Source organism: Paenibacillus agaridevorans, assembly GCF_018604145.1.
In the GTDB taxonomy this organism is placed as follows: Bacteria; Bacillota; Bacilli; order Paenibacillales; family Paenibacillaceae; genus Pristimantibacillus; species Pristimantibacillus agaridevorans.
In genome coordinates, this window is sequence record NZ_CP075889.1 from 8,781,596 (window position 1) to 8,808,437 (window position 26,842).

The following is a 26,842-nucleotide window of genomic DNA, read 5'->3' on the forward strand; positions in this document are numbered from 1 at the left end:
GCGGTTTAATTTCGGTTGCTTTCTAACAAAATTCTGGAGGGGTAGAAAATGAGAAGAAGAAAGCACGGTTTAGCTTACTTGCTCGTGATGCTGTTGGTTGTAACTATATTGGGCGGATGCGGGAGCGGGAATAACGAGGGGACAACGGTTGAGCCGGACAGCTCATCATCATCCGTGACTCCGAGCCAGGAAGCAACTACTAATCCGGAAGATGAGAAGCCGGTCGAGCTTGTGTTCTGGAACTATCCGGTTTGGAATTTGCCAGATCAAAAGCCAGGTGAATATGCCCAGACGCTGATTGAAAAGTTTGAAAAGAAATATCCCAACGTGAAAGTGAAGCTTGAAATCATTCCCTATGATGGCGGAGATCAGAAGGTGAATGTAGCTCTTGCATCCAATACGGCACCGGATATTCTTAATGATTCTCCTGGACGTACGACCAGCTATGCGAAGAGAGGATATACGGTACCTCTAAATGATTTATTGACGGAGGAGCAGCTAAAAAAAATCCCGCAAAATGTTCTTGAGAAAGTAACTTTACAAGACGGAACGATCTTCAGCTACCCTCAGGGATTGGGTGCGACGCTCATGGTCATCAATAAATCGTTAGTGGAAAGAGCGGGAGCGGCGGACTTATTGCCTTCGGGAGAATTACGGACGTGGACGATCGAACAATTTGAAAAACTCCTCGTGGCCGTAAGGGAATATCAGAAGAAGGAAACGCCGGATCATTATCCGTTTCTAATGTTCGGCTTAAATGAGCAAGGGGATGCTCTGTATCACAGCTTTATGGCTGGTTTTGGCGGAAAACGTTATACGGATGACCGGACGCAAAGTACATTTAGCTCCACGGAAAATGTGCAAGCGGTGGAGTGGTTCAAATCGCTAATAGATAAACAGCTTGTATATCCAAATCCGGAAACAAGAGCTGCTGGAATGAGCAACGATTATTTCGTTCAAGAAAAGACTGCTGTCGCGTTTGGCGGGTTTTCACTCTTGAATGCAGTCCAGAAGGCGAAAGACGAAGGGGCGATCAAGGGAGAGTTTGAAGCGATCTTGGCGCCATTCCCAAGTGTTAAGGAGGATCAAGGCGTAGTTATCGGCGGAGGCGGTCAATTCGTTATTTTCGACAATGGGGATGAGAATAAGATTAAATATGCAAAAAAATTCATCCAGTTTGCACAGACGGAGGATCCTGATTTTATTAGAGCGATGAACGCCTTTGATGTTTATGGAAGAGACACGTTAGGAGCCAATCCAGATCCCGAGAAGCTGTGGTTGTCCAAATTGGTGACCGATACTGAGCATATCATTGCGATTGACGGCTCTTATGATATCGAAGGATATTCACAAACCAGAGCGGTGTTCTTCCCGGAAATGCAAGCCGTATTTATCGGCGCCAAGGAGCCGCTGCAAGCGATGCAGGATTATGATGAGAAAGCTAATAAAATCATTAAGGACGCAATTGCATCCAAAAAATGATGGAGTGCATGAATTGGAGTGGAGCATGCGATGCTGAAAAGAGAATTCAACTTATTGTATAAAGAAAGATATGGTTTTCTATTTGTAGCGCCTGCCTTGTTATTTTTCGCACTATTTTATTTATATCCAATCTTGGATGCTATTAAAGTGAGCTTCTACAAATACACCTATTATTCTTCGGGTTGGGCAGGGATTGGGAATTACCAGTCCCTGCTGCAAGACGATGTTTTTCTCAGGTCCGTCAAGAATACACTGCTTATTGTCATCATGTTTGTACCGGCAACTCTCATCATTAGTTTCATTCTGTCGATTTTTATCAGTCTGTTCAGGACGAGGCTGCAAAGTGTTTTTAAAGCCGTATTTTACATTCCTGCAGTCACGTCCATTGTCAGCATTACATTTATGTGGCAGTATCTGCTGAATTATGATTTTGGATTGCTGAATTTTCTCCTTGGTCTATTCGACATAGACAAGGTGAATTTTCTTAGCTATGACAGGGCGATCGTGACAACGACAGTTGTCGTTCTCACCATTTCACTCGGCGGACCTATTGTAATCCTATCTGCGGCATTAGGCGGAATTCCCGTCAGTTATTATGAGGCTGCCGAATTGGACGGGGCATCGTTCTGGCGCAAACATATTCGTATTACGCTCCCGATGATGAAGCCAACCATTCTTTTCGTTGCAGTTACGAGCACGATTGGCGCCTTTCAGCTGTTTGCGATTATATTGTTGTTTACGGCGGGCGGTCCGAATTATGCGACTACAACCATTCTATTGCTCTTGTATCAGGAGGCTTTTGTAAACGGGGATTACGGCCGGGCTAATGCGATGGCTGTCATACTGAGCATAATCATTGTCATTATTGCATGGCTGCAGTTCAAATTTTTGCGAACGGATATTGAGTATTAAGGGGCAATCGTATGAACAAGTCCAACCTGATCGTCGTTATGTTGAAGCTGTTGCTCGTTATTGCTGCTGTTTTGTTTTTGTTCCCGTTTTATTGGATGATTTCATCTTCATTTAAGGAAATGTCGATTGCTTTCCAGATTCCGCCACAATTTTATCCCCATCATCCGACATTAAATAACTATATTAAGCTTCTGGATACGAATGCGGCTAAATGGTTTTTAAACAGTGTATTTGTAAGCGCGAGTACCACCCTTGCAGTCGTTTTTATTACTTCTATGGCTGCTTATTCTTTGGCGAAGATTAACTTTCGCGCAGGCAAGTTTATATTTTCAATATTTGTCGGCTCGATGACGATTCCAGGGGCTGCGCTCCTGATCCCGCAATTTAAGATTGCAATCGAACTGCATTTAATAAACACGTATCTTGGATTGATTGTCCCTGCGATCGCGGCGCCTTACATGATCTTTTTATTAAGGCAGTTTATGAAAACCGTCCCTCAGGAAGTTCTTGAGTCGGCAAAAATGGACGGATGCAGCGAGCCCGGCATTTATTATCGTATTATGCTGCCCTTATCGACGCCTGGACTCGCTGCAATTGCTATCTTTACTTTCGTGCAGAGCTGGAATGATTATATCTGGCAGCTATTGATCATTAAGAATACAGAAATGATGACGTTGCCGTTAGGCGTTGCCACCTTAATTGATGCGGAAGCAGTTGATTGGGGGTTGATCATGGCAGGTGCGGTTGTAACGTCGCTGCCCGTTGTCCTTATCTTTATATCCTTCCAGAAGTATTTTGTCCAAGGGCTGACTGTCGGTGCGGTCAAAGGGTAGTCATTAAGCAGGATTATGGAGGGGTTGACTTGAGTAAAGCTTGGCGTGAAAGCGGCTATGCCGCCTTCGCAGACGGAACTTTCGGTAACGGCGGACAAAATCTATATGTTTCTCGGAATGGGGTTCTGCAACGGATTTTCCGCTTCGACCTCAATCAAGATGGCTATACCGATATTATGTATGTCAATAGTCATGATATGGGCGAACGTCCAGCTATTGATGTCTACGTAGATCCCTTGCATTCTGCCAGACGAATCGAACTGCCCTCGGCAGGGGCTTATTATGGCGCAATCGGTGATTTGAATGGCGATGGATATGATGATTTAGTCATTGTTAACCAGAACAACGGAACCCACTCGGATCTGACGGCTTATATTTACTACGGTTCACCCGGCGGTTTGTCGGAGCGTTACAAGGTTGAGCTTCCAGTTCCGAATTGCAGAGCCGTGGCGATTGGTGATTTCAATGGCGATGGTTATCGGGATATCGCATTCAGCAGCAATGGCAAGTTAGTCGTCTATTACCAAACCGCAGCGGGTTTCCGGCCATCAAATCGTGTCACGCTAGAGCTTGAAGTAACGCATATGGCTGCCGGGGATATTGATCAGGATGGTTATTGCGATTTATTCGTACGTGTCAAAGGCGGGAATCCCCTGGTGCTGTGGGGAAGTCCTGAAGGACTGCGGCAAGAGGGCTGCACGCAAATTGGCGGGAGCGATGAGGCTGCCCAGGATTTAGCGGGTACGACGGCAGGATGGCTTGTATTTGTTGAAGGTTGGGTGCCGAAAATCATTGAAATTGGAGGACGTATCCACCTTTTCCGTCAAGAGAATGATGCAGCTTATTTCTATCCTCTATCAACAAGTCGAAAAGTAGCTGAACCTCTTATCTTGAATTGCGAATCGGTTATCTCTGCTGCAGTCGGCGACGTAAACGGGAATGGTTATGAGGATATTGTTCTCGTCGTTTGTAAGGGTCGGGATCGAAGCGAGTCCTCATGGATTTATTGGGGCCATCCTTCGGGGTACTCCAACAGGGAACGAATGGAGATTCCAACCCAAAGCGCGCGTGACGCGGTCATGCATGATCTTGATGGAGATGGACAGTTGGAAATTGTGATCTGTCAAGGAAGAACAGATGTTATGAATACAACCGAGTCGATCATTGTTAAAATTGCGCATCATGACGCAACAGCGGAGCTCATTCGTTTTGTAACGCATGATGCCACAACAGCATTGATCGGTACAACGATGGATTCTCCTTCCCCTCAAGTGATTTTTATTAATCATGTCTCTGGACGAGTCAGGGGAGACGTGCCCGCATACGCCTATTTAGGGGGGGCCGATGGCTTTAATGAAGATAGGCGGATCGAGTTCCCGGGATGGGCGGCGGTTGATTCCATCTGCTGCGATTTCAATGACGATGGTTGGGGCGATGTGTTCCTTGCCAATTGTTCAGAGAACGCTCCCCACCTTGATCCGGGATCTTATCTCTATTGGAATGGAGTGAATGGATTCGATCCCGATAACAAGTTGGTGCTGCCTACTGTAAGAGCGCATGGATGTGCCGTCGGCGACTTCCGCCACAGCGGATACTTGGACATCGTGGTTGCTGGAGCGAGTAATCCGGAGCTGTTGATCTTCAAGGGCGGACCCGAAGGATTCGACGTGGATCATCCGCAGAAAATCATGATGGATCCCGATATGAAGATATTCAATCCGGAGAAAAAATTGTATTCGTACGAGATGCTGGCAGGTCGTGCTTATCGGGAGCCGCGCTGGTTGTTTACTGCGGACTTCGACAATGACGGTTGGTTGGATTTATATGTATCACAGGTTTTTGGACCGAGTTATATCCTATGGGGCGGTCCGGAAGGATTCTCGATGAACCGTTCGACCGTATTGAATTGTGATGGCGGTATATGCGCTCAAGCAGCGGATTTAAACGGGAATGGTTGGCTTGATCTGATTGTCGGCGGATATCTATCGATGGGTAAAAAGGTTGCGAATGAATCCTATGTCTATATTTACTGGGGCGGACCGGAAGGATTCCGCGAGGATAGACGAACGCAGCTCCCGGCGCATACGGCAAATTCGATAACGATAGCCGATTTCAATCGTGACGGCATTCTGGATATCTTCGTTACATCCTATAATTCCGGACGCGAACGGGACATTGATGCCTATATCTACTGGGGACAACCGGGAGGCGTCTATTCCGCGGATCACCGTTCAACGATATTTGCCCATTCATCCTGCGGATCGATGGCGATTGATTTCAATGAAGACGGTTGGGTCGACCTGGCAATTGCTAACCACAAGACGAATGGGAATCACTGCGGATATTCCTATGTCATGTGGAATGGTCCTGATGGATTCTCTCAAGAACGGATGACTAAGCTGCCTACAATGGGTCCGCATGGCATGATGTCCGTAGATCCGGGCAATATCATGGATCGTCGTCCAGAAGAATTTTATGTATCCAGTGAATTCGAACTCCCTCACGGAGACAAAGTGTCGCGAATTTCTTGGATAGCCGAGCTGCAGCCGAAGACTTGGGTGAAGGCTCAAATCCGGACCGCGACAAGTAGAGACGGGCTGGTACAGGCTAATTGGCAGGGTCCGAATGGAATGGAAGATAGCTGGTTCGATAATGGTCAGAAAGCGACGGATGCCCAGCAGGTTGGTCACTGGATTCAATATCGCTTGGCACTTGGAGCAATAAATGGTGGCAATAGTCCGCGCGTGACGGAAGTAACCGTCCATTATGAAGCTTAGAACAGCTTTTATTGTTCAAACAGCCGTTTCCAGACGGATAAATGATGCTCCAGCCACGTTTTTGCTGCGGGCATATTTTTTTTTTCAATAGCTTGCGTAATTTCCTCATGGTCGCGAAGTGTAATATAGCCGGACTCTTTATCCAGAAGCTGATCGCGCCAATCGTGAAAAAACGCGCTTATAACCTCGCTCAATTCCTGAAAGGTGGCGTTGCCGGTCAACTGAAAGAGCGAACGGTGGAAAGCGATATCCAGTTCGATGATGGATTCGCCATTTTCGATTGCGGCGGCCATTTGCGCATTAATGCGTTCTAACGTGTCTAATGCGATAGGCTGTGACCGAGAGATTATCAGTTCCAGCGCGGCTTTCTCCAGCATGACTCTCGTCTCGAGCAGCTCTCGCATGCGCTCCGGATTTTGCGTCCAGCCGAAGGAAACTTGATTTACAATATGGCTAATCGAAGCTTCCGATACATAGATGCCGTCGCCTGGCTTAATAAGGAGAAGTCCGATTGTTTCCAGCGACTTAAGCGCTTCTCGTATAACCGTTCGGCTCATTTCCAGTCGCTCTATCAGTTCTTTCTCGCTGTAGAAGCGATGTCCGGCACGAAAGCTGCCATCCGTAATAAATTCGCGGATTTTGGCAATCGCTTGTTCTTTTAGACTTGTGCGTACTATAGGTTCAAGTGACATAACTCCGCCTACTCCTTTCAACATAAAATGGTTAAATCTTCTCCAGTTCCAATGTTAGAAGTCAGAGTAGATGGGCAACAGATGTTCCTCAAGCAGCTCAATCGCACTGCTTTTTTGTCCTTGCCCTATGAAATCAAGCAATTGACGATGTTGTCTAATGGACTGCTTGCGTTCTTCCATAGAAAGCGTCTTGTCACGAACCGGTTGTTCGATGAACGCAAAAAAATTGTCAATGACAGTGGTCAACTCAACTAGATACGGATTGGATGAAAGCAGGATCAGTCGGCGATGCAATTCATGATCCAGCTTTATAAACTCGGAATCGCTTATATCGTTTTCGGATTGCTCTATGATTTTGTACAAAGGCTGAAGCTGCTCCGCCTGAATATTGTTCATAATATGGCTCAGCGCGGCTTGTTCAATCATAAAACGAAATTCAACCAACTGTTTAAAGGTTTGCTTGTCAGGATTGGAGGGAGGCAACATTTCTTGAAACAGACGAGACAAATTTTGTTCTTTGACAAATAATCCTCGTCCTTGATGCTTTTCGATTAGTCCGAGTGTTTCCAAATGGCTGAGCGCTTCTCTGACAACAGGCCGACTTACTGCCAAAGCTTCGGACAGCGCGCGCTCCGGAGGCAGGCGGTCGCCAGGCTTCAACTGCTGATCCATCATATATTGTTTAATGCGGTCGCTTACGATCCAGCTTAATGATTTGATTTCATTTGAAATGGGTTGTTTCAATTCGCGGAACCTCCTCTACACTATCATTATAGCCAACAATTCGAGAATGTCGATTAATTGCGAGTAGAATAAGGCTCTACAATTGGTCGGCGTCGTACAGAGGGATATTGGTTGCTGCTTCTTGAACCATTAGTCGCTGCTGCTCCAAATCCTTATAACCTGCGCCGCTAATGATGCACACAATTTTGTCAGTGCGGTTAATTTGGCCTGTTTCCACAGCCTGAACGAGACCGGCAAGCGAAATGGCTCCGGCAGGTTCGCAGTAGATGCCTTCCCGTCTTGCCAGTTCGCGCTGCCACTTCCATGTTTCTTCATCGGCAACGATGGAGCCGACGCCCTGGCTGCCGTCCAGCGCTTCGAAGGCAATGTCTGCATCGGGCGGATTGGACACCTGAATGCCTGAAATCATAGATGTCGAGGCTCCGGAAGCAGGCTGTCCCAAACCTTGCTGCCAGCCCCTTACTAAATTGCTGCAGCCTGCTGATTGGCAGGCGCCCATGCGGGGAAGCTTGCTGGTTTCGTTTTGTTGGCGAATCCGATGAAAGCCTTTATAAATGCCGGAGAACAGTCCGCCTCCTCCAACGGGGACGAAGACGGCATCGGGCACGCCAAGCTGGTCAACTATTTCCCATGCGATTGTTTGCACGGCTTCCATGGCAAGCGGTGCATAGGCGAAAGCGGTAATGACGGCTTCCCAATTATTGCGAATCGCTTTATCCCGTACCTGTTCGAATACTTTGGTGCCGATAGCCGGATCGAAGCCGAGTCCTTTGACCTTATAGACATGCGCTTGATGAATAAGCACTTGCTCCAGCTTGGCGGGAATTATATTTTCCTGGACATAAACATGATAAGGAATGCCCGCTTTGGCTGCATAGGCGGCGATAGACGCGCCCGCATTGCCGGAGGTGGTGCCGATGCAGGCCTTTTTACCGGATTGTTTGGCCAGGGATAGCGCCATAGCCGAGATGCGATCCTTGTAGGAACCGGTCGGATTCAGTGATTCCAGCTTAAAATAAAGCTGTGACAAACCCAGCTCGGCACCGATGGAGCTGCTGGCAATAAGCGGAGTATGTCCTTCTCCAAGCGTAATGCGGTTATGCGGCGCTACGACCGGCAAGGAGTCCGCGAAATGCCATATGCCTGTAGATATCATATTAAACAGCATCCCCTTCAAGTATTATGGTATTACCAATTATAGTACTGTATGTTAGGGGTATGGTCAATGTCAACTGGATGAATCCCCGTATGATATGAAATAAAATTGACTAAAACAAAGAGCCAATGCTATATTAATTGGTAATACCATATTATATATTAACGAGGGGATGGTGCAATGGTTAATCATGGGCATTGGCAAGCTGCAGCGTATATTCGAGTAGGGATGATTGGGTTAGGACGCTTTTCGCAATTTCATCTGAAATGCTTGCGACAGCTTGCCAATGTAAAGTTGGTGGCTGTAGCAGAGTTGAGCGAGACAACGAGGTTGGAGACTGCTGAGGAGTGGGGCTGCGCCGGCTATGCAAGTTGGCAGGAAATGATCGATACAGAGAAACTGGATGCGGTCATTGTGCTTACACCCGAAATGCATCATGTCGAACCAACCTTGGCAGCTTTGCAGGCAGGCTGTCATGTATTTGTCGAAAAGCCAATCGCGCTTACGGAGCAGGATGCCGAGCGGATGATTGAAACGGCCAAGCAAAATAATCGGCTGCTTATGGTAGGGCATGTTCTGCGTTTTGATCCTAGAATGCTTGCGGCAAGACAAGCGGTTCAGCAAGGCGAGGTTGGCAAAGTTCGCTCGATTTATTCGAGGCGGAACAATCCGAGTCGTTATTTTTCGTTATATGAGCGTACGAATTTAATGTATATTCTCGGCATTCATGATATTGATCTGCAGCGTTGGATGACGGGGGCGGAGGTTGTCGAAGTGTTTGCCCGATCAAGCAGCAGCACCGGGAACGGACCGGATTTAATATGGGCAATGCTTACCTTTTCAGATGGAACGATAGGCGTGATTGAAAATAATTGGCTTATTTCCAAGCAAGCGCCTGCGGAGATGGATGTGCGGATGGAAATTGTCGGCGAGGAAGGCATCATTCATTTTCAGGATCCAGATCAATCCCTTGTATTTTGGAGCGGCAACGGCGTAACTCATAGGGCTTCCTATATATGGAATGAAGCTCATGACTCTTATGCAGGCTATATTTTGGAGGAAATGAAACATTTCTACCAATGCGTGCGCGATAATACGCCTTCTCCTATTTTGCTGTTGGAGGATGCGAAAGAGGCCGTTCGGGTGGCGGAAGCTATTATTTTGTCCAGCCAAACCGGACAGCCGGTTCGATTAGCGCCTTGATGCGGAAGGGGAGGCGGCGCGTTGGCGCAACTGACGGAGCGTGTTTATTTGGTAGGAAGCGGATTGCTTGGCAATCGTATGTCGGATGACTATGACTGCAATATTTATTATGTAGCAGCCGGTGATAAAGGGATATTGGTGGATTGCGGGGGCGGAAGAAATACGCATAAATTGCTGGATATTCTTGCGCAGCATGGATTTTCGGGCGAACAGCTGGAATGGATTGTGTTGACGCACGCGCATGCGGATCATTCCGGCGGGGCTGCCCTATTGCAGCGGCAATTCGGCGCGAAGGTCGTTTGTTCAAGATTGACGGCGGAGCTGGTAAGCGGTGGGGAAGATACGCTTGAGATTGGGAAAGCGCGGGAGCAAGGCATTTATCCGGCTGATTATCGTTACGAGTCTTGCGTACCGACTATCGTGATCGAAGATGGCGAAAAACTGTCCTGCGGCGACTTGGAGCTGCATTTTATTACGACGCCCGGACATAGCCGCGATCATATGAGCATCTATATTCCACAGCTTGCGGCATTATTTTGCGGGGACGTACTATTTTCGAATGGAAGAATAGCCGTGCAGCAAGCAGAAGATTTTTCGTTTAAAGAGCTTGCAGACAGCATACTCAGATTGAAAGAGCTGCAGGCGAAAGATTTGTTTCCGGGACATTTGCAGCCGTTATGCGGTGATTACGGGAAGACGTTGACAGCGGCGGAGCGGAAATTTGCGGCGGGGGAAATACCGGAGAGTATTGTGTAGAACGGATGTGAGCGCGGGTACGTGCTCTGTAAGGAAAAATTTTGAGAATGAGTGGGGGATGAAAAATGAAAAATATGTTGTCGGCAGGTTATTATCCAGCGCTTGGGACGCCTCTTGATGAGCAGGGGAACGTCATTGCTTCGAGCTTAAGTTTGCATGTTGAGGATCAGTTGAATGGGAATGCGGCGGGGCTTTTGGTAATGGGCTCGATGGGCATGCAAGCGCAAATTAAAAACTCGGAATATGCAAGGACGGCGCAGATCGCATCCGATGCGGTAAAGGCGGCCCGGTCTGCTTGCCCGGTTATGGTCGGTGTCATGGACAACTCTATCGGACGAGTGGCAGAAAGAATAGACAGCTTGAAAGAAATGGCTTTAAGCGGAGTTGTAGCGACTACGCCTTTTTACTTTGCGTTGACGCAGACGGAGGTTCGAGCTTTTTTTGAGCGGATCGCGTCGATGTCTCCTTTTCCGGTTTATATGTACGATTTGCCTGGCGTTACGAAGACGAAGATTGAAGCGGCAACGGCCATAGAGCTTATGAAACATCCGAATATTGCAGGGATCAAGACAGGGGATTTGGCTTTGGCCAGAGTTTTGCAGCGTGAAAAGTTTCAGCATGCTCCGAACTTCTCGGTTTTATTTAGCGGCTTGGACGTATTCGATGCGGCTTACGGCTATGGATTGACGAGTCAGCTTGACGGCATGTTTTCATGCACGACGGCTATTAATAAACGTTTATATGAAAGTTTGGCAAGTGAGGATATGGAAGCGGCGTCGAGCAGTCTGGATGATATTATAACGCTTCGCAACGCATTTGTAAGCGTGGGCGTATTCGGCGGCTTTAGCTATGCCATGAATGTGCTTGGCTTTGAAGGGAATTTTGCGCCTGATTATGCGCCGCGGCTGACAGCCGCGCAAGAAGAGCAGGTCCAAAGCTGCATGCGGTCGCTCAAGCTGATCTAAGGAGAGTAAAAATGACGATTCCACATACACCTGCCGCGTTATTCGAATGGGAGTCAGTAAAGCGGGGGGAAGCCGCGAATGTTATGTTGACTTTTGAATGCGGGGAAAGAGCCGGAGAAATTCCGCTGCGGATCGTAAAAGGGAAGGAGCTGGGACCAACCTTGCTCATTCTTGCTGCCGTTCACGGAGACGAATATGACGGGGTGCGTACTGTCATTGAGCTTATTCATTCCGTGCAGCCGGAAGATATTCGCGGAACGCTGCTCATGGTTCCTATTGTAAATATGCCGGCTTATGAGGGGATTTCGCGCGTTACGCCCCTTGATGGGAAAAATTTGGCGAGGGAGTTTCCGGGCTCGCCGGAAGGCAGCTATACGGAAAGACTGGCCTATTACTTGGATCAGTATATTTTGGCAAAAGCAGATTTCTTGCTTGATCTTCATAGCGGCGCCATGGAATTTTCCATTCCGGTGCTCGTGGGCTATTACCATAATGAACAAGAAGAGTTAGGGAGACGTTCGCGTGCTGCCGCCGAAGCGTTCGGCATGGAGACGATTTGGGCCCATCCGCAGGTGGGGCCGGGACGCACGGTTAGCGCTGCGACGGAACGGGGAATCCCATGGCTGTATACGGAGGCGAGCGGAGGCCGCAGAATTAAACTTGCTGAACAGGAACAATACAGGCGCGGCGCTTATCGTTTGATGCATCATTTGGGTATGCTGCTTGCGCCTGAAGCCTGGTTACTTCAGCCTGCACCTGCTATTAAACGAAGATTGAAAGGCGATGGCGATTTTGACGCTTCGTTGCTTTCTTCCGTAGATGGCTTCTTTATCCCGGCAGTGGAATTGCTTCAGATAGTTGAGGAAGGGGATGATGTCGGCAGCTTATATGGCTTATTCGGCGAGGAACTCGAGAAGCTGCATGCGCCTTCCTCCGGGATCATTGTAGGCTTGGCGGAAATGCCATACATCAAAAAAGCAGGAATCGTTTGCTCCATTACAGGGGGGAAGGGATAAGCTTCAGGCCCATGCAATTGCGCATGGGCCTACTCGATTGATCCATCCTAATCAAACTATGCGTTGTATACCTGATATTGATTTTTCCCGCGCTTTTTGGAGGAGTAAAGTGCTTTGTCCGCATGTTTGATCAAGGTTTCTGCGTCTTGTCCATGAATGGGGGAAACCGCGATGCCTACGCTGATCGTTACAGGCTGATCCGAGAGCTCCCTGTTGGAAGTCGTCAAGGCTGTAATCGAATCGATAAGCCGTTCTGCCATCTGCATAGCATCCGAAGCGCTTGTCTCAGGCAAGATCATAATAAATTCGTCGCCGCCCAGTCGTGCCGATACATCCCCCTTGCGTGCCGCTTTATGCATGCCTTCGGCCACGCATTTCAACAGCTGGTCGCCGGTGTCGTGACCCAGCTTGTCGTTCACTTCTTTGAAGTTATCAACATCCATCATAATGAGCGTTGTCGTCGTTTGTTGCGAAGAGAGTGTCCGAATCATGGCTTCGTCGAAAGCAGCTCTATTTTTCAGACCGGTAAGGCTGTCATGAAAGGCTAGATGCATAGGCCTGGCTACTGCTTTTGAAATGAATAACGACAAAATGATCGTAACGAATAATACGGTTCCAAGCTGGAAAACAAAAGCTTTGCGATTGTCGGCCAGCAAGTTTTGCAGATCTTCATCATTGTAAATAACCTGGATCACTTTTCGTTCGGTTGTCGTTCCCGTATCGTATTTGGATTTATAATAAATGTTTCGGTAAGAAACCTTTTTGCCATTCCATTGCCCTGGCCGTTCTGTCGTTTCTTTCGTGTCAAGGGTATGCTTAAAAGCTTTGTAATGCTCTTCCGTCAATTTAAACGAATCCGTCGAATATCCTAATGCATTTCCGGCCGTGTTTAATATGTAAATATGGGAAATCAATGGGTCTCTTAATGTAAGGTTGTCAATGGCAGTGAAAAAATTAAACTGTTGAAAAATAGCGCCTTCTTGCAAATTATTGCCAAGCTGAATGATAAATTGCCCGTCTGGCGTGCCCTGATAACTATATTTTTTTACCACGCCGGTCTCTTGTTCGATATCCATGCCGTCAGGATAGAACTGTCCGGATATTCTTCTGGCATCCAATGTTTTTGCAAGCGATTTGCAGCAAGATTTGAAATCAAGCCCGATATCGGATTCCATGCTGCTGTGCGTAATGACGTTATCCTTATTGATAATGTAGACATCATATCCGAATTCCTTCTTTAGTTCATTAAAGCTCCATTGATCGAAATTTGGTTGTTTTTCATAGAGAAGCATTAATTCTGCAGTTACCTCCTTCATGGAGGCAGCCATCTGCTCGCCGAATAGGTAATAAGCTTTTTCAATCGTATCAATTGAGGTTATAACCATTTCTTCGCTTTTTTGCATGAGCACTTGCTGGTTTTGGATCGTTTGACTTTTAAGTCTGTTATGATCTATCGCAGCTAGTATGACCGAAATGCTCATTGCAAAAGCGATCATTGTAACAATAAGTTTTAGTCGGAAGCGTGATTCCATATCATACACCTCTTTAATGACTGAATTAATGACGGAATCTAGTAATAATTGACCATTCGCCATAGTTCTTATCTACTGCATTATAATCTATATTTCGATAAAAAAGTGACTTATTGATGTACTAATGGTATCGGCGATTTTGCGAATAACCTGCATCGAATTTTTTACGATTCTATGAACTTGATTGACGCCAGTACCCGCATGAGGTATCATTTTGAAAGCCAGCTCAATTGAGCTTTTTATTTTGGACTATATTGAGAATGATTATCGGTATTTTGTGGGATTTGGAGGTTAAATATGTTAGTTGACCGTTTACCTGTCGTCAGGACGGTAATTGCCATGCTGATGCTTGCCTTGTTGTTGCTTCCCGAAGCAGCCTATGCAGAGCAGGCCGATGGGGAATATACGATTGGATTCAACATTATGCATGCGGATAAAAAAAATGCTTCAATTGCAGAAGGGTACTGGAATCAGCCGGCAAAGCTGACGATAAAGGATGGCGGCATGCGGGTGCAAACGACGATCAATAAACATGCCTGGGTAACCGAATTTGCTACTCGTTACAACGGGAAGATGACGGCTGTAAAGACGATATCGGTCGACGAGGCTGCCAATGAAAGATTGACCGAATTTCAAATTGCTAATTTAACGGATCTAGTAGAGTCTAGCGTGAGCGTGACGATCGATGAGATGGACTATGATCACAGCTATACGATGTATTTTAAATTTAAACCTGAAACGTTAACGCTTGTAAAAGCAGCTGGAGAATCGGCGCCTGCTGCTACAAAGCCTGCTGCTACTAAACCTGCAGCAACATCGCCGCCAGAATCGACAACTGCGCCGACGAACCCGCCGGCGGCATCAACAGAAACGCCTGTTTCTTCCATAAAGCCATCGGCATCTGCCGTACCAACAAATCAAACGGCATCGTCTCCTGTTCCGACGTCTGAAGCAGATGAGCAGGAGTTAATAGATAGCAGCGCAAATGCAACTCCATCCGCAATTCCGGTCACTGAACCTGCGTCAGCGGAAAACGATACTCAAAGCGGAGAAGCGGTCCTTTCCGAGTCTGATACAGGAGCCGAATCCGTAGATTCCATTCAGATAGAGGAAACGGATCGCAATGGAAATCAAGTCATTGTCACCGTAGTTTTAGTCGTGTTATTAGCGGCAGCTGCAGCAGCGGCTATTGTTTATAAAACACGTCGGAATAAAAAATAAAACGTTGCGCAGTCGAAAGGATGAATGGAAAATGAATTCAAAAGCAGTTAAAAGATTTGCGGCATTTATTGCAGCAGTAATGTTAGTAGGTACAATCCCTACCGTAGTAGCGGCGGAAAGCAGTGCGGTTACAACAGGTTCGGCAGTCGTAACTTCAGCTAAAGAGGAGACTCAAGAGTCGATCGTCTATTTTGTTAATTATGAAGATACGACTAAAATCTCCTCGGTTGCTTCTTTTCTGGCAAAGCCAAGCACTTATTCTAAAGACGGCGTGAATTACTTGCGCGTTGATGTTCAACAAGTCTATGATGTGAAATTAACCGTTGCGGGCAAGGAAGGCGCTAAAGTAGGCGAATACACGACAACCGTGCAAGGTCGCAATGGTGCGCAAGAAGTTACATACTTTACATTTGATTATGTAGTAGATAGCTTTACAGAGGTTATTAAAGCGAATACCACTTACATGGTTCCGGACTATTTCACCGAGCCGCAATCGCATGACCTTTATGTGGTCATCAATAATGATAGCAGTGAAGCTGTAAAAGGGTTGAGTGCGGCAATTGCAACTGCAGACGCAGCTGAGCCGAAGGCAGAAGCTTTGACTGCAGCTCTATCTAACGCTAAAAAAGCGAATAGCTTACTGACGCCCAAAGCGGATTTAGAAGCCGCTTTGGCTGATCTGACCAAGGCAACGCAAGAAAATCCGACGAATGCTTTTGTTTATTATGTCAATGATTCGGATCCGAGCAAACTTTCTTCTATGGCGGCCTATTTGGCTAATCCAAAGTCTTATCAAAAAGACGGGAAAAGCTTTTTGAGACTAGATGTCATGCAAAAATACGATGTCAAAGTATGGGTAGAAGAAAAGGAAGGCGCCAAAGTAGCTGAATATGTGACGACGGTTCAAGGTCGTCAGGGCTCCGAGGAAGTTACCTTCGTTACGTTTGATTTTGAAGTGTCGGATCTGGCCGCGACTTTATCCGCAAGTGCAAGCTACTTTGTGCCTGGGGTATTCGAAGAGCCGCAATCGCACACGATTTCCATCGTTGTCAATCAGAATAAAGATGCCGAATTGAGCAAAGCGAAAGCGGCTGTAGCTTTAGCGGAAGCGGCTGTCGAACAAACCGATGAGCTTAAAGCTGCAATTACTGCGGCTAACCAAGCGGCTACTTATTTGAACACGGCTGCCAAAATTCAGTCTGCAACGGATGCGCTTCTGCAAGCAATTGGCAATGTCAATGTATTTGCCGACACTGAGAAGCATTGGGCACAAAACGATATCGCCAGGCTTTACGCTCAAGGCATCGTAAACGGCTACGAAAACGGCCAGTTTGCCCCAGGCAAAGCGATGACTCGCGCAGAGTTCACCAAGCTTGTCGTTACAAGCTTAAATATTCCTGCCACGGAAAAGGAGTTAGCTTTTGCCGACAATGATAAGATCGCAGCTTGGGCTTCCGACTTTGTTAAGAGAGCGGTAGCTGCAGGAGTGATTACAGGTTATGCCGACCATACGTTTGCTCCGCAAGATACGGTTAGCCGCGCAGAAGCTGCAGTTATTCTTGTAAAAGCTCTGAAGCTAAGCACGGAAAACGCTCCGGAGCTGACTTTTGCGGATTCCGATGCGATTCCTGCCTATGCAAAACCATATGTTGCCGTGGCGGTAGAAAAAGGTCTGATTGAAGGAGTCGGCAACAATACTTTTGCTCCTGGCGCCGACGCATCTCGTGCTCAAGCGGCTGCTATTATCCTTCGTGCTCTAGCTCTTTAGGGTTCGCGTCGTCAAGTAAAGTTAATGATGTATTAACAAATGATAAGGACCTCCTTATAACGATGTTATAGGGAGTGTCCTTCTATCTGTTTTTAGGAGGGTTAAGATGCCGGCAAGGATATGGACGCCGTTGAAGTTAATAAGCTTTGTTTGTGCTTGTGTTTTATTACTGGCTGCCTGTGGCACAGAAGCACAAATAAGTTCCGATGCAAAGGGAAACAAGACTATCGTAGATGATGAAGCTTCAAACGGGAGCAAGCCTTCGACAGAAGCCGATACCGAATATCGAATCGTATCCACAACTGTCGCGATAACGGAAATTTTGGATGCGCTTGATCTGGATGCCGTTGGCATTCCGACTACCTATAAAAAATTGCCTGGTCGTTTTAAAGGAGTAACGGAGATCGGCAATCCAATGAGCCCCGATATGGAGCTCGTTCGTTCCTTGCTGCCAACACATGTATTATCGGTTAGTACGCTAGAGGATGATTTAAAGGATGGTTTTGAGGCGGCCAAGGTGAAAGCCGATTTTCTGGATTTTACCAATCTGCAAAGCATGAAAGAGGAGATTCGCAGCCTGGGAGAGCAGTTTAATCGAACGGAGCTTGCCGAAACGTTAATTACGAATTATGATGGCAAAATTGCCGAGCTCAAGCAAAGAGCAACCGGAGAACCGCCTACCGTCATGATTTTAATGGGCGTACCCGGCTCTTATTTGGTCGGCACAGCCAATAGCTATATTGGAGATCTTGTGAAGCAGCTGGGAGGCATAAATGTGGTGGAACAATCGGATGTAGAATTTATCTCCGCCAACACCGAATATTTGTATCAAGGCAATGCGGATATTATTTTGCGCGCTGCACATGGGATGCCTGACGAGGTTATTAAAATGTTCGATGAGGAATTCCGAACCAATGATATTTGGAAGCACTTTAAAGCGGTACAAAATGACCGAGTGTATGACTTGCCTGAGGATCTATTCGGAACGACTGGCAACATGGCCGTTGAAGAAGCCCTGGAGGCATTGGCGGATATGCTTTATCCAAACAAAAGGAGACTGTCATGAAAAAGTGGGTATCCTTATTGGCAGCCCTTTGCCTGCTTGCTGCTGTGGCGCTGTATTCGATGATGGCGGGCAGTATCAAGGTAGGTTTAGGCGAGCTTGTATCTGGTTTATTATGGGGTAATCATCCGCAGGTTGACGTGATCCGCGACCTTAGGCTGCCTCGTGTTTTTGTTGCGATGTTATGCGGTGCAGCCTTGGCCGTATCCGGTGTTCTGCTGCAATCCGTTATGCGCAACCCGCTCGCGGATGCCGGAGTCATTGGCATTTCGGCGGGAGCCGGCTTTGCCGGCTTGCTCGTAACGGCGGTTTTTCCCGCCTTATTTTTTTATATTCCGCTGTTTGCCGTTATGGGAGGTTTGCTTGCCTGCTTTTTGGTTTATCTATTTTCATGGAAATCAGGTCTGCAGCCTTTGCGGCTTATCTTGGTCGGCGTAGCCATTAATGCTGCGTTTACCGGCTTTAACCATGTTCTCGGGTCGTTTGGCGGATCAAGCGCGACGAGTCGGATCACAAGCTCCACCTTCCATATGAAAACCTGGCAGGACGTCGAAATGATCTTGCTTTATGGCGGAATCACTCTGATTTTATCCTTCTTTTTATCGACGTGGTGCAATATGCTTGCGCTTCAGGATCGTACGGCAAGCAATTTAGGTTTGAATGTTATGCGCGCCCGAATCGTCATCTCCTTGATTGCCGTCATGCTTGCATCTGCGGCTACAGCCGTTGGCGGGCTGATTGTATTCGTAGGCTTGCTTGTCCCCCATATAGCCAGGCAATTCGTAGGCTCCGATCATAAACTATTAATTCCGTTTAGCGCAGTTGGAGGGGCCTTGCTTATTTTATTTGCTGATACGGCGGGGCGTACTCTTATTGCTCCCATTGAAATTCCTGCATCGGTCATCATGATGATGATCGGCGGTCCGTTCTTGATTTTTATGCTGTTAAAGGGGGATCGCGTCCATGGACATTAAGCAGCTCCAATTTCATTATAAAAACAGCGGAGCGATTATACGCAGCCTCTCTACAACGATATCCGCAGGGAAAGTAACGACGATTCTTGGACCCAATGGCAGCGGGAAGTCGACGCTGCTTAGTCTTCTGGCCAAAAATTTGGCTCCAACGGCGGGTCAAGTGATCGTAAAAGGTCGTGATTTGCAGCAGTTTACGCAAAAGGAACTGGCTCGGCAATTAGCGGTTGTCCATCAACAGAATGAAGCTCCGTTTGATTTGACGGTGGAGAAATTGGTAGAGTTTGGACGTTTGCCCTATCGCCATATGTTCTCGTTTGACAGCAAGGAAGATACCGAAGCGGTCGAATGGGCGATGGCGTGTACGGGATTAACTTCATTAAAGTCGAAAAAACTGATTGAACTGTCCGGCGGGCAAAAGCAGCGTGCATGGATTGCCATGGCGCTTGCCCAAAAAACGAATCTATTGTTTCTTGATGAGCCGACGACTTATTTGGATGTTTATTATCAGATCGAGCTGTTGGAGCTGGTTCGCAGCCTTAACGAACAATTGGGCTTAACGATCGTGATGGTGCTTCATGATGTCAATCAAGCGGTGCGATACAGCGATGAATTAAAGGTGATGAAGGAAGGCCAAATCGTGGCTGAAGGCGAGCCGAAGCATATTATGACCCGTGAATTAATGCTGCGGGTCTATGATGTTCAGGCTGTCATTCGAGAGGATGCTGAGGCCGGGTTTTATGTTATTCCGGTTGCCTCGAAGTTGACCTCCAGGTAGACTATTCGAATCCGGCTTATGTCGAGACTGATTCGGCTTAAGTCGAGACTGATGCGTGAGAACGACGCGCCGCCTGAGCAATTCGAGCGACTCGGCCTTGTCTAGAAAGTGCTCGCATGATATTGGAACGTCCCGCTTTATAGTGAAAGGACCTCGAATTCCACTGTAAAGTGGATGAGGTCCTTTTCTTGAAAAAATCCGACTGTATGAGGAGCTCAAAAAATTCTAACAGACACCAGCGACGCTATTTGTCCGATTTTAACTTCAAACAAAATCTAACGGTCGGGAAAGACACTAATGGGTCGCAATGGAGCCAATTTGCGCGATGATGATGCCAAGGTTTTTGAATCACCTAGCGACCGCCCCCGCTTGGAGGCCCATTCTTTACGGCGGGCTTCTTGATCGCCGCTTCGGCTTGTTTGAAGTAATAGGCGGCGCCGCTCTTGAAGCCGAGCGCGAAGCCCACGACATCTCCGCCTAGTCCGCCTTTTTTGCCCATCTTGATCTCATCGAAGCGTTTGGCCAAATAATCGAATTCCTTGTCGATAAGTTTCAGCTTAATCGGGCTGATACTGTATTCCAGCTTCGGCAAGTCCTTGTTGTCCATCATGCCGCTCAGCACTTCGCCCAATCCGTACGTGTAGGCTTTGGCCGCGTTAATGATGTCTTCGTAATCATCCAGCATCAGCGCAAACGAACTGACGCTCCAGACGGAGGTGCTGACGCCGATAAAAGAGCCTGCCATAAAGGCAAGGTAGTCGTCGCCCGTCGGCGATACGGGCTCCATCGAGATCAGAAATTCCGCGAAGCTTCCGTGTTCGCCCGTATCCGTGACGGATATCGTCTCGTAAGTCGCGGGATCGATCTCCAGCCAAGCCCAGCGCTTTTCCCCTTGCATAACCGTCGGCGCATTCGGAATCAGCATGGCAGCGGTGGAGGTTCGGGCCCGCTCAATCAGCGTCTCGGGGTACCCTTGCTCTTCCATCCGCTTCAGGTCCCCGGTTCTCGTGCCGGCCAGACTGAGAAGCAGCAACGTATCTTCAGGGCTTTCCATCCATATATCCATAAAGTCGGTACCATTGCCAGGCAGGACGGCGCCTTCGAGCCGAGACGCGAACACGCCGCTCATGAGATGGAAGGCGCGCGAGGCTTCCTCCGACCCCCGGTGAATCAGATTGGCGGATTGCTGCAGATCGACGCTCGTTTTTAAGGTCGATCCCGGTCCATCGTTCCTGACGGTAACGAAGATGACCCGCTCCTTGCCCACCCGTCCCACGGTTACGTCCAGCATCTCCGCGAGTTCGGATTCGTACGCAGTCTGGTTCGCGACAAACCGATAGAGGATGTTGCGGGTATACCAGGAAAGGGCAGAATGATCATCCGGCTTCTTGACTGCGCTATAAGCGCGGTCGGCGGCTTTTTGCAGCGTAGCGGCCGCTGCGGCGGACAAATCCGGCAGATTAACGGCGACCGTATGGAACACATCGGTAATTTCTTCGCCATCACGCAGCTTTGTTTCATGCATCAGCTTTTTCTGCGGCAGTTGAACTTCAATCCTAACGCCGACGATTTTATTTTCCTCCGCATCTATCATGCGATTGCCGACGATTTGCATCATCCCGTTCTCCAGCACGGCCGTATAATTGCCGTTGGCTCCTCCTGCGCGGATATCCAAGGCTTCCTGCCCCAATGAATCCAAATCAAGCGAATTTTGCAGGACGCGAATATCCTGGATGTCGGGCCCCCCGTCGCCGCCGTCGCCTCCCCCAAGCGCGCCTCCGATATCTCCGGCAATCGCGCCCAATCCCGAGTCGGCTTTTGCCTCCACCTGGAAGTAAACGCTGATCGTTGCTTGTGCGGACGTCATCCCCCTTTGCTCCTGGCCGCCGGGGAAGAAGGCAAGACCGCCGAGCTCCGACAGCTCTTTCATGAACGGAACGACAAAAATTTTGTTAGCTCCTTGCTCGTCCTGATACGTCCATGCGGGCAAATATTTCAAAGTTGCCGCATCCACGGAGCCCAGCTCTCGAAGCGAATCCCTGCCGCGTTCCGTCAGCTGGACCATGCCAAGCGAGGGGCTGTAGCCAATCTGCGAAAGCAATCCGCCCGCCAAGCTAGCCAGATCGCCTTCCGTCCCCCAACCTTGAGCGATGACAGCTTCCGGGGAGTGGCGATAGACGCCATGGGGATCGGTTGAGGGCAGCCATCGCAAACTGCCCAGAAGCTGCTCGAAATCGGCCCATTGCTTTACGGATTCGATAGCCATCAAGCCGTGCACGGCGGGCATAGGAGCCGGGACGGCTTCTCTGCGCCTTTCTTTTTCATTAAAGTCGACGGTCCGCGCCTTGCCTTCCCCTTGACCTGCCGCCTCCCGTGCCCGATGACGGCTGAGAACTTCGGCAAGCGCCGCGGATAGCTGCAAATCGAACGTATCTTCGAGCTCCGGCTCGATCCGAACGACGAGCAGGCCTTCCTCCTTATAGACATCGTCGCCGACTTCCATGTTCAAGCCGGGGAACAGTTCGGATTGCAGGTTCCACTTCAACTCCTTCCCGTTATGGGGGAGGGAGAAAAGAGCAGTCCGCGCCGCTCAGCCCCGTCGAATACGGACCAATCGGCATCCATGCCCAGCAGCAGGCCGTCGGTGAGCGGATCCGGAGCGAGCTCCGACACATCGCTATCCCGCGGGGGCTGAACGGGGACAAGCTTAAACGTCTCGCGAAAGCCGGTTGAGCCGAAGCCGTCGCTTTCATCGGTCAACGTCACGTCGGCTACGACATAGTTGCCGCTGCCGGACTCCAGTGCTTGCATCCGGGACAGCGCATTGACGGTCAGCGATACGCCTTTGCCCCCGGCATCGACTCTTCTCTCCGAATGCGGAATTTCCGTTGTTCCCGAGCTAATCGGAAGCACGGTTGCGCCGCCGAAGAGGTCGACATACAAGTCCGACGGCATCGTGCCCAGCGCATTCGGCGTCTGGAAGGCCAGCACGGCCGTGTTCGCGGAGCCGGGAGCGAAGGTCGCGGGCCGCAGCAAGCCATGAGGCAAAAGGGCCGTCGCCGTATGGACCGGCAGGAGGAAGGGACCGGCGGCGGTGGCGACGCGCCAATAAAAGCGTTGCCGCGGATCCAGCTTCAGATCGGCGTTGACAAGCGACTTCAGCTCGGTCTCGACGAGTTTAAACATGCTGGTGCCTCGCGTTATGGCCACATTGCCGATCCGGCTCGATTCGCCTACGGATTGCAAGGATAGCTGAAACGTATCCGACAGCTTGCCGATGGCGCTCTTGGGCATGCTGTTCCAGGCTTCGGGGTCTTCCTTCGGAAGCTCACCGATCAAGGCGAGCGAAATATGCCCATAACCGGTGTCGTAATAATGGAGGGAAGCCCGTTCCATCTCCTCGTCCGGTACGAGGAATACGAGCAATCCCTTAACGGCTTCGCCGGCCTTGACGGTTATGCTGCCGTCTCCCGGCGGGGACAGCGGCTGCTCCGTCAGCCAGGTGGCCGTCGAAGCCGGATAGGAACCCGAGTCGTTGATTCGCATAAAGAAATGCGAAGCGAAGTCCGGTATTTGATAGGCCGCTCCGCCTTCATGCATGCCCGTCAGCTCCATCTCGATCGCCGCGAAGGTACGGCCATGCGGAGCGGAGACGCCCTTGAGCCTGTTAAGCAAATAGAGCTCGCTGGCTTTCCATTCCACGGACTTGTTTTTGCCTTTAGCGTTTAGCGAGATCCGTTTGCGGATCTGCACGTCCTCGCCCGGCAGATCGCGTCCATAGACAAGCGAAGCAGCAGCTTGCCCATATTGCGCGACGGGGAGACCTGTCTCGAGACCGATGGTTTGGAATTCCACCTTGTTGCCGGCGTCCCGCAGCATGGGGAAATCCACCAGCTTGTCGTCCGTATACAGCCGTGCTGAGCTGTCAGTTTTCCCGCTTTTAACCGTGAGGGTAAGCGGAATTTGCCCCGTCGTCCGCTTCTGCACTTGCGCAAGCGCCTCTTGGATGGCTTTCGTCAATACTGCCGGGTCCTCGGAAATGACGTATTGGCCTCCGGATTTCTCGGCGGCCCATTTAAAGGCTTCTTCGCTATCCTCTGTGCCCAAACCTACCCACAGCACCCCAATGCCTTCCTGTTTGATCGCCGCAAGCGTTGTTTCAAAGAAACTTTTTTGCTCCTCATCGACATCCAGCGCGGCGTCCGTTACGTAGACGATAACGCGTTTCTCCGAAGGAATGCTTTTAAGCGACTGATAGGTCGCGAAGACGGAATTCAGTATGTCCGTACCGCCAACGGCCTTTAGATTGCCAAGCGCCTGCAGCAGCTCGGCCTTGCGGGAGGTGAAGCCTTGATCGAACCGCAGCTCGGTCGAGAAGCTGAGCAGCTGCATCAAGCTGCGTTCGGGCAGCTCCGCGATAAAGTCGTGGAACAGATGTTTTACTTTATCGATGCGGTACGCGCCGTTCCCCGAAGCGGGATCGGCATCCATGGAGCCGCTGACGTCAAGGGTCATCGCGATAACGGGAACGTCGGAGGCGGCTTGCTCCTTGGGCCGTTCGTAGACGACTTCGAAGCGGTTGCCGAGCCGCTCGTTAATCGCGGCGAACACGTGGTCCAGCGCGGCCGCGTCCTGCGCGGAGTAATACGTGCCTCCAGACATGGCCGCGAGCTCCAGCAGCGTGGCATTGTCATGGTCAGGGCCGAAGCCGATGGCATAGACCGGCACTCCTGCATCGCGCGCAGCCTGCTCGACCTCGCTTCTGCTCGAGGCGCTGCCGGTTCCAGCCTTCTCGGCATTGCTATCCACGCCATCCGTGAACAGGACCAGGGACGGCCGCGTCTTATCCTTCAACTGGCCTAACGCTTCAATGACGGAATCATACAGCCTGGTATTTCCTTGTGCCTTGACCGAAGACAGTCCCGCCAGCGCTTCCTTCTTGCTTGTGCCTTCGATGACCCGAACCTGCGTGTCAAAATCAATCACTTGAACATGAGTATCCTCCGGCAGTCCTTCGACGAAGGAGCGGGCGGATGCCAGCACATGGCTCATCGACTTTGCCATGGAGCCGGAGGAATCCAGCGCCAGCACGACGCTCGGAGGCGTCTTTATCCGGCTGAGCTCCAGCAGCTTGCCTGGCCGGCCGCCCTCCGATATATCGATATCGGGAGGGTTGGGCGCAAATCCGGGTTGCTCGGAGTCGAGCAGCATAAACGTAATGCGGGCTTGCTCGCCTTGTTCCGCGGCTTCTTCAATCTGCAGCCCGCTTTCCGCGCCGTCGGATTTCCCGATACCGTCGTTCCGGTAGGCGTTGCGAATGAGCGGCTTCATTTCCAGCACCGTCATCTCGCCCGCGCTGACAGGCACAAGTCTTGTATGCATGGGCGGTCCGGTTTCCTGCTCGAGGGCGACGTTCCAGTAGCCGGGAGGAAGCCAGAAGAGCGTATCGCCTTCCGGCGTACGGTCGCCATGGAGATGAAGCTCCGGATGGCTCACGACGACCCCCGGAGGCGCCTCTACCTTGAGATGACCGGCCATTCCTCCTGTTACCTTAAGCGATCCCAGTCGTTCGCCGTCCCGGAACGGAGTGATGTCCTCGGTCTCGTCTACCGAGAGAACAAGCTCGCGCGGATCCGAATCCGGGCTCCAGGTTGCTTTCCAGAACAAAGGCGCGGATGGATCCTGCGGAATATCGTTAAGCGTATAATGCGTGCTTTTAACGGCGTTGAGCTCTTGGTTGTAAGAGAGATCCCGCCGATTTTTTCCCTGCGAGTACAAACCTTTGGCATGGAGGCGGACTCCGCCATCGTTAAGCTCGGCCCTTAAGCTTTGATATTTGTGGTTCTCGTTATTCGTCATGAAATAGATTTCGCCGCCGGGATAATCCGATGTCTTGAATCCGGCGGGCAAACCGTGCCGCAGGCGAAGCTCCTTGAACACCTTGAATTGGTAGCCGTCGCCGCCTTTGGAGGCGATGCCCCACCATGTGCTCCCCTCGGCATCATCCGCCGTAACCACGAGACTGTCTTCCGCGGATCCCATGTAGGCGCGACCGCCAAGCTCGTTTATATACAGCCGCAAGTCGTCCCAAGGATCGCCGCTATCGTCCTTCCACTGCACATTCAGCTGCCAGAGCTCTCCCGCCGTCATGCGGAAGGTCTCCATCTGCCGTTCGTTGATATACTTCAATTCCTGATATTGATTGGGAGTATGCTCGGTTGATTGATAGTTGGACTGAGAGCCGAACGGGTTTAAATAAGGAATCGCGATGCTCCAGTCGCCGACGGGATAGCGGGTTCGTTTGGGCACAGCTGGCTCCGCTTTATCTCGTCCGGTCGGCACGTGAGAGCTCTGCGAGACTATAGGCCTTTCCTTGGAGCCCGGCTGATTCTTTATAAATAGGGCTGCGGAGCCAACCGTCACGAGGGAGGCGATCAAGAGGAGCAGGATGGTCTTGTTTCGTTTGCTTTCGATCCAGCTTTTCATGATTCAAAGGTATGTCCGCAGGAGGGGCAGAAGCGGGCGTCCAACGGTGCGGGTTTGCCGCATACGCAGTCCTTTTCATTTGCCAGCGTCTTGATTTCTTTGTTATTTTCCTCGATTTCGGCCTCCAGCCGCGCGATGTTTTCAACCATGCCGGCAGGATCCGCGCCCGGGTCATCCGCAAGTCTGCCGACCGCTTGCAAATAGTACATGCGTCCGATGCTCTGGTAGTGCTGCTCGATCTCCTTCTGCTTATTGTTGTTTTGCAATTTGAGTTTATTAATTTCCACAACGATTTTCGCCTTGCTGCCTGCTTCGGTAAATCCGGATTTCACTTTGTCCATAAAGCTCATATCCATTCCTCCATTCGGGTTCTTGTTCCTAATTGTAAAAGAATGGCGATGCTGCCCCTAGTTACATGTTGTCATCGTTTTTGTCAGTTATCCGGGCTTTAAGGATGACGACTGGGGCAGAAGACCCGCATCATGGC

General features: G+C 49.7%; 20 protein-coding genes. 13 read left to right on the top strand and 7 right to left on the bottom strand.

Features of this window, described 5'->3' with window-relative positions; translation table 11 throughout:
• The first annotated feature begins 48 nt into the window (after positions 1 to 48).
• Genes KJW29_RS34895 through KJW29_RS34910 form a run of 4 tightly spaced genes read left to right on the top strand, consistent with a single transcriptional unit; the run spans position 49 to position 6,004 of the window.
• The gene (locus KJW29_RS34895; RefSeq protein WP_214628104.1) at positions 49 to 1,482 is read left to right on the top strand and encodes an ABC transporter substrate-binding protein; all 1,434 of its coding nucleotides are present in this window, start codon (positions 49 to 51) and stop codon (positions 1,480 to 1,482) included.
• 30 nt (positions 1,483 to 1,512) lie between these two features.
• On the top strand, positions 1,513 to 2,394 hold the full coding sequence (locus KJW29_RS34900; protein ID WP_108992407.1) for a carbohydrate ABC transporter permease: 882 nt from the start codon (positions 1,513 to 1,515) through the stop codon (positions 2,392 to 2,394).
• A gap of 11 nt (positions 2,395 to 2,405) precedes the next feature.
• Positions 2,406 to 3,227 (top strand): carbohydrate ABC transporter permease, encoded by an 822-nt coding sequence (locus tag KJW29_RS34905; RefSeq protein ID WP_214628105.1) that lies wholly within the window; start codon positions 2,406 to 2,408, stop codon positions 3,225 to 3,227.
• A 29-nt stretch (positions 3,228 to 3,256) separates the two neighbouring features.
• Entirely contained in the window at positions 3,257 to 6,004 is a 2,748-nt protein-coding gene (locus tag KJW29_RS34910; RefSeq protein WP_214628106.1) for an FG-GAP repeat domain-containing protein, read from the top strand.
• 8 nt (positions 6,005 to 6,012) lie between these two features.
• Here KJW29_RS34910 and KJW29_RS34915 read toward each other — a convergent pair whose 3' ends face one another.
• The 3 genes from KJW29_RS34915 to thrC all read right to left on the bottom strand — a co-directional run bounded on the left by KJW29_RS34915 (position 6,013) and on the right by thrC (position 8,596).
• Entirely contained in the window at positions 6,013 to 6,696 is a 684-nt protein-coding gene (locus KJW29_RS34915; RefSeq protein WP_214628107.1) for a FadR/GntR family transcriptional regulator, read from the bottom strand.
• Between the two features lie 54 nt (positions 6,697 to 6,750).
• Positions 6,751 to 7,440 carry a FadR/GntR family transcriptional regulator gene (locus tag KJW29_RS34920; RefSeq protein ID WP_214628108.1) on the bottom strand — a complete coding sequence of 230 codons (690 nt, stop codon included), beginning with the start codon at positions 7,438 to 7,440 and terminating at the stop codon, positions 6,751 to 6,753.
• 76 nt (positions 7,441 to 7,516) lie between these two features.
• Entirely contained in the window at positions 7,517 to 8,596 is a 1,080-nt protein-coding gene (thrC, locus tag KJW29_RS34925; protein WP_214628109.1) for a threonine synthase, read from the bottom strand.
• Between the two features lie 180 nt (positions 8,597 to 8,776).
• Between thrC and KJW29_RS34930 the strand changes: the two genes are divergently transcribed.
• The 4 genes from KJW29_RS34930 to KJW29_RS34945 all read left to right on the top strand — a co-directional run bounded on the left by KJW29_RS34930 (position 8,777) and on the right by KJW29_RS34945 (position 12,536).
• Positions 8,777 to 9,799: a Gfo/Idh/MocA family protein gene (locus KJW29_RS34930; RefSeq protein WP_214628110.1), complete on the top strand. Its 1,023-nt coding sequence runs from the start codon at positions 8,777 to 8,779 to the stop codon at positions 9,797 to 9,799.
• Positions 9,800 to 9,820: 21 nt separating this feature from the next.
• Positions 9,821 to 10,555 (top strand): MBL fold metallo-hydrolase, encoded by a 735-nt coding sequence (locus tag KJW29_RS34935; RefSeq protein WP_214628111.1) that lies wholly within the window; start codon positions 9,821 to 9,823, stop codon positions 10,553 to 10,555.
• Positions 10,556 to 10,620: 65 nt separating this feature from the next.
• Entirely contained in the window at positions 10,621 to 11,520 is a 900-nt protein-coding gene (locus KJW29_RS34940) for a dihydrodipicolinate synthase family protein (protein ID WP_214628112.1), read from the top strand.
• 11 nt (positions 11,521 to 11,531) lie between these two features.
• Positions 11,532 to 12,536 (top strand): succinylglutamate desuccinylase/aspartoacylase family protein, encoded by a 1,005-nt coding sequence (locus KJW29_RS34945; protein ID WP_214628113.1) that lies wholly within the window; start codon positions 11,532 to 11,534, stop codon positions 12,534 to 12,536.
• A gap of 56 nt (positions 12,537 to 12,592) precedes the next feature.
• Here the strand turns inward: KJW29_RS34945 and KJW29_RS34950 are convergent, their stop codons facing one another.
• Positions 12,593 to 14,068 (bottom strand): GGDEF domain-containing protein, encoded by a 1,476-nt coding sequence (locus tag KJW29_RS34950; RefSeq protein WP_214628114.1) that lies wholly within the window; start codon positions 14,066 to 14,068, stop codon positions 12,593 to 12,595.
• 297 nt (positions 14,069 to 14,365) lie between these two features.
• Here KJW29_RS34950 and KJW29_RS34955 point away from each other — a divergent pair, with 297 nt between their 5' ends.
• From KJW29_RS34955 to KJW29_RS34975, 5 genes are all read left to right on the top strand, one after another.
• Complete coding sequence (locus KJW29_RS34955; protein ID WP_214628115.1) at positions 14,366 to 15,289, top strand: NEAT domain-containing protein; 924 nt, start codon at positions 14,366 to 14,368, stop codon at positions 15,287 to 15,289.
• A gap of 31 nt (positions 15,290 to 15,320) precedes the next feature.
• On the top strand, positions 15,321 to 17,057 hold the full coding sequence (locus tag KJW29_RS34960; protein WP_214628116.1) for an S-layer homology domain-containing protein: 1,737 nt from the start codon (positions 15,321 to 15,323) through the stop codon (positions 17,055 to 17,057).
• Positions 17,058 to 17,163: 106 nt separating this feature from the next.
• Positions 17,164 to 18,123 carry a heme ABC transporter substrate-binding protein IsdE gene (isdE, locus tag KJW29_RS34965; protein ID WP_214628117.1) on the top strand — a complete coding sequence of 320 codons (960 nt, stop codon included), beginning with the start codon at positions 17,164 to 17,166 and terminating at the stop codon, positions 18,121 to 18,123.
• On the top strand, positions 18,120 to 19,094 hold the full coding sequence (locus KJW29_RS34970; protein ID WP_214628118.1) for a FecCD family ABC transporter permease: 975 nt from the start codon (positions 18,120 to 18,122) through the stop codon (positions 19,092 to 19,094). The genes isdE and KJW29_RS34970 overlap by 4 nt, the downstream gene beginning before the upstream one ends.
• Complete coding sequence (locus KJW29_RS34975) at positions 19,084 to 19,869, top strand: ABC transporter ATP-binding protein (RefSeq protein WP_214628119.1); 786 nt, start codon at positions 19,084 to 19,086, stop codon at positions 19,867 to 19,869. The genes KJW29_RS34970 and KJW29_RS34975 overlap by 11 nt, the downstream gene beginning before the upstream one ends.
• 352 nt (positions 19,870 to 20,221) lie before the next feature.
• Here the strand turns inward: KJW29_RS34975 and KJW29_RS34980 are convergent, their stop codons facing one another.
• Genes KJW29_RS34980 through KJW29_RS34990 form a run of 3 tightly spaced genes read right to left on the bottom strand, consistent with a single transcriptional unit; the run spans position 20,222 to position 26,705 of the window.
• Entirely contained in the window at positions 20,222 to 22,414 is a 2,193-nt protein-coding gene (locus KJW29_RS34980) for a hypothetical protein (RefSeq protein WP_214628120.1), read from the bottom strand.
• Positions 22,411 to 26,355 carry a vWA domain-containing protein gene (locus tag KJW29_RS34985; protein WP_214628121.1) on the bottom strand — a complete coding sequence of 1,315 codons (3,945 nt, stop codon included), beginning with the start codon at positions 26,353 to 26,355 and terminating at the stop codon, positions 22,411 to 22,413. Before KJW29_RS34985 ends, KJW29_RS34980 begins: the two co-directional genes overlap by 4 nt.
• Entirely contained in the window at positions 26,352 to 26,705 is a 354-nt protein-coding gene (locus KJW29_RS34990) for a zinc ribbon domain-containing protein (RefSeq protein ID WP_214628122.1), read from the bottom strand. Before KJW29_RS34990 ends, KJW29_RS34985 begins: the two co-directional genes overlap by 4 nt.
• Positions 26,706 to 26,842: the final 137 nt, after the last annotated feature.

What these genes read in the sequence shown, in the direction of transcription:
- KJW29_RS34895 (WP_214628104.1), top strand. Translation starts at nt 49, where the DNA reads ATGAGAAGAAGAAAGCACGGTTTAGCTTACTTGCTCGTGATGCTGTTG.
- KJW29_RS34900 (WP_108992407.1), top strand. Translation starts at nt 1,513, where the DNA reads ATGCTGAAAAGAGAATTCAACTTATTGTATAAAGAAAGATATGGTTTT.
- KJW29_RS34905 (WP_214628105.1), top strand. Translation starts at nt 2,406, where the DNA reads ATGAACAAGTCCAACCTGATCGTCGTTATGTTGAAGCTGTTGCTCGTT.
- KJW29_RS34915 (WP_214628107.1), bottom strand. Translation starts at nt 6,696, where the DNA reads ATGTCACTTGAACCTATAGTACGCACAAGTCTAAAAGAACAAGCGATT.
- thrC (WP_214628109.1), bottom strand. Translation starts at nt 8,596, where the DNA reads ATGATATCTACAGGCATATGGCATTTCGCGGACTCCTTGCCGGTCGTA.
- KJW29_RS34930 (WP_214628110.1), top strand. Translation starts at nt 8,777, where the DNA reads ATGGTTAATCATGGGCATTGGCAAGCTGCAGCGTATATTCGAGTAGGG.
- KJW29_RS34940 (WP_214628112.1), top strand. Translation starts at nt 10,621, where the DNA reads ATGAAAAATATGTTGTCGGCAGGTTATTATCCAGCGCTTGGGACGCCT.
- KJW29_RS34945 (WP_214628113.1), top strand. Translation starts at nt 11,532, where the DNA reads ATGACGATTCCACATACACCTGCCGCGTTATTCGAATGGGAGTCAGTA.
- KJW29_RS34950 (WP_214628114.1), bottom strand. Translation starts at nt 14,068, where the DNA reads ATGGAATCACGCTTCCGACTAAAACTTATTGTTACAATGATCGCTTTT.
- KJW29_RS34955 (WP_214628115.1), top strand. Translation starts at nt 14,366, where the DNA reads ATGTTAGTTGACCGTTTACCTGTCGTCAGGACGGTAATTGCCATGCTG.
- KJW29_RS34960 (WP_214628116.1), top strand. Translation starts at nt 15,321, where the DNA reads ATGAATTCAAAAGCAGTTAAAAGATTTGCGGCATTTATTGCAGCAGTA.
- isdE (WP_214628117.1), top strand. Translation starts at nt 17,164, where the DNA reads ATGCCGGCAAGGATATGGACGCCGTTGAAGTTAATAAGCTTTGTTTGT.
- KJW29_RS34970 (WP_214628118.1), top strand. Translation starts at nt 18,120, where the DNA reads ATGAAAAAGTGGGTATCCTTATTGGCAGCCCTTTGCCTGCTTGCTGCT.
- KJW29_RS34975 (WP_214628119.1), top strand. Translation starts at nt 19,084, where the DNA reads ATGGACATTAAGCAGCTCCAATTTCATTATAAAAACAGCGGAGCGATT.
- KJW29_RS34985 (WP_214628121.1), bottom strand. Translation starts at nt 26,355, where the DNA reads ATGAAAAGCTGGATCGAAAGCAAACGAAACAAGACCATCCTGCTCCTC.
- KJW29_RS34990 (WP_214628122.1), bottom strand. Translation starts at nt 26,705, where the DNA reads ATGAGCTTTATGGACAAAGTGAAATCCGGATTTACCGAAGCAGGCAGC.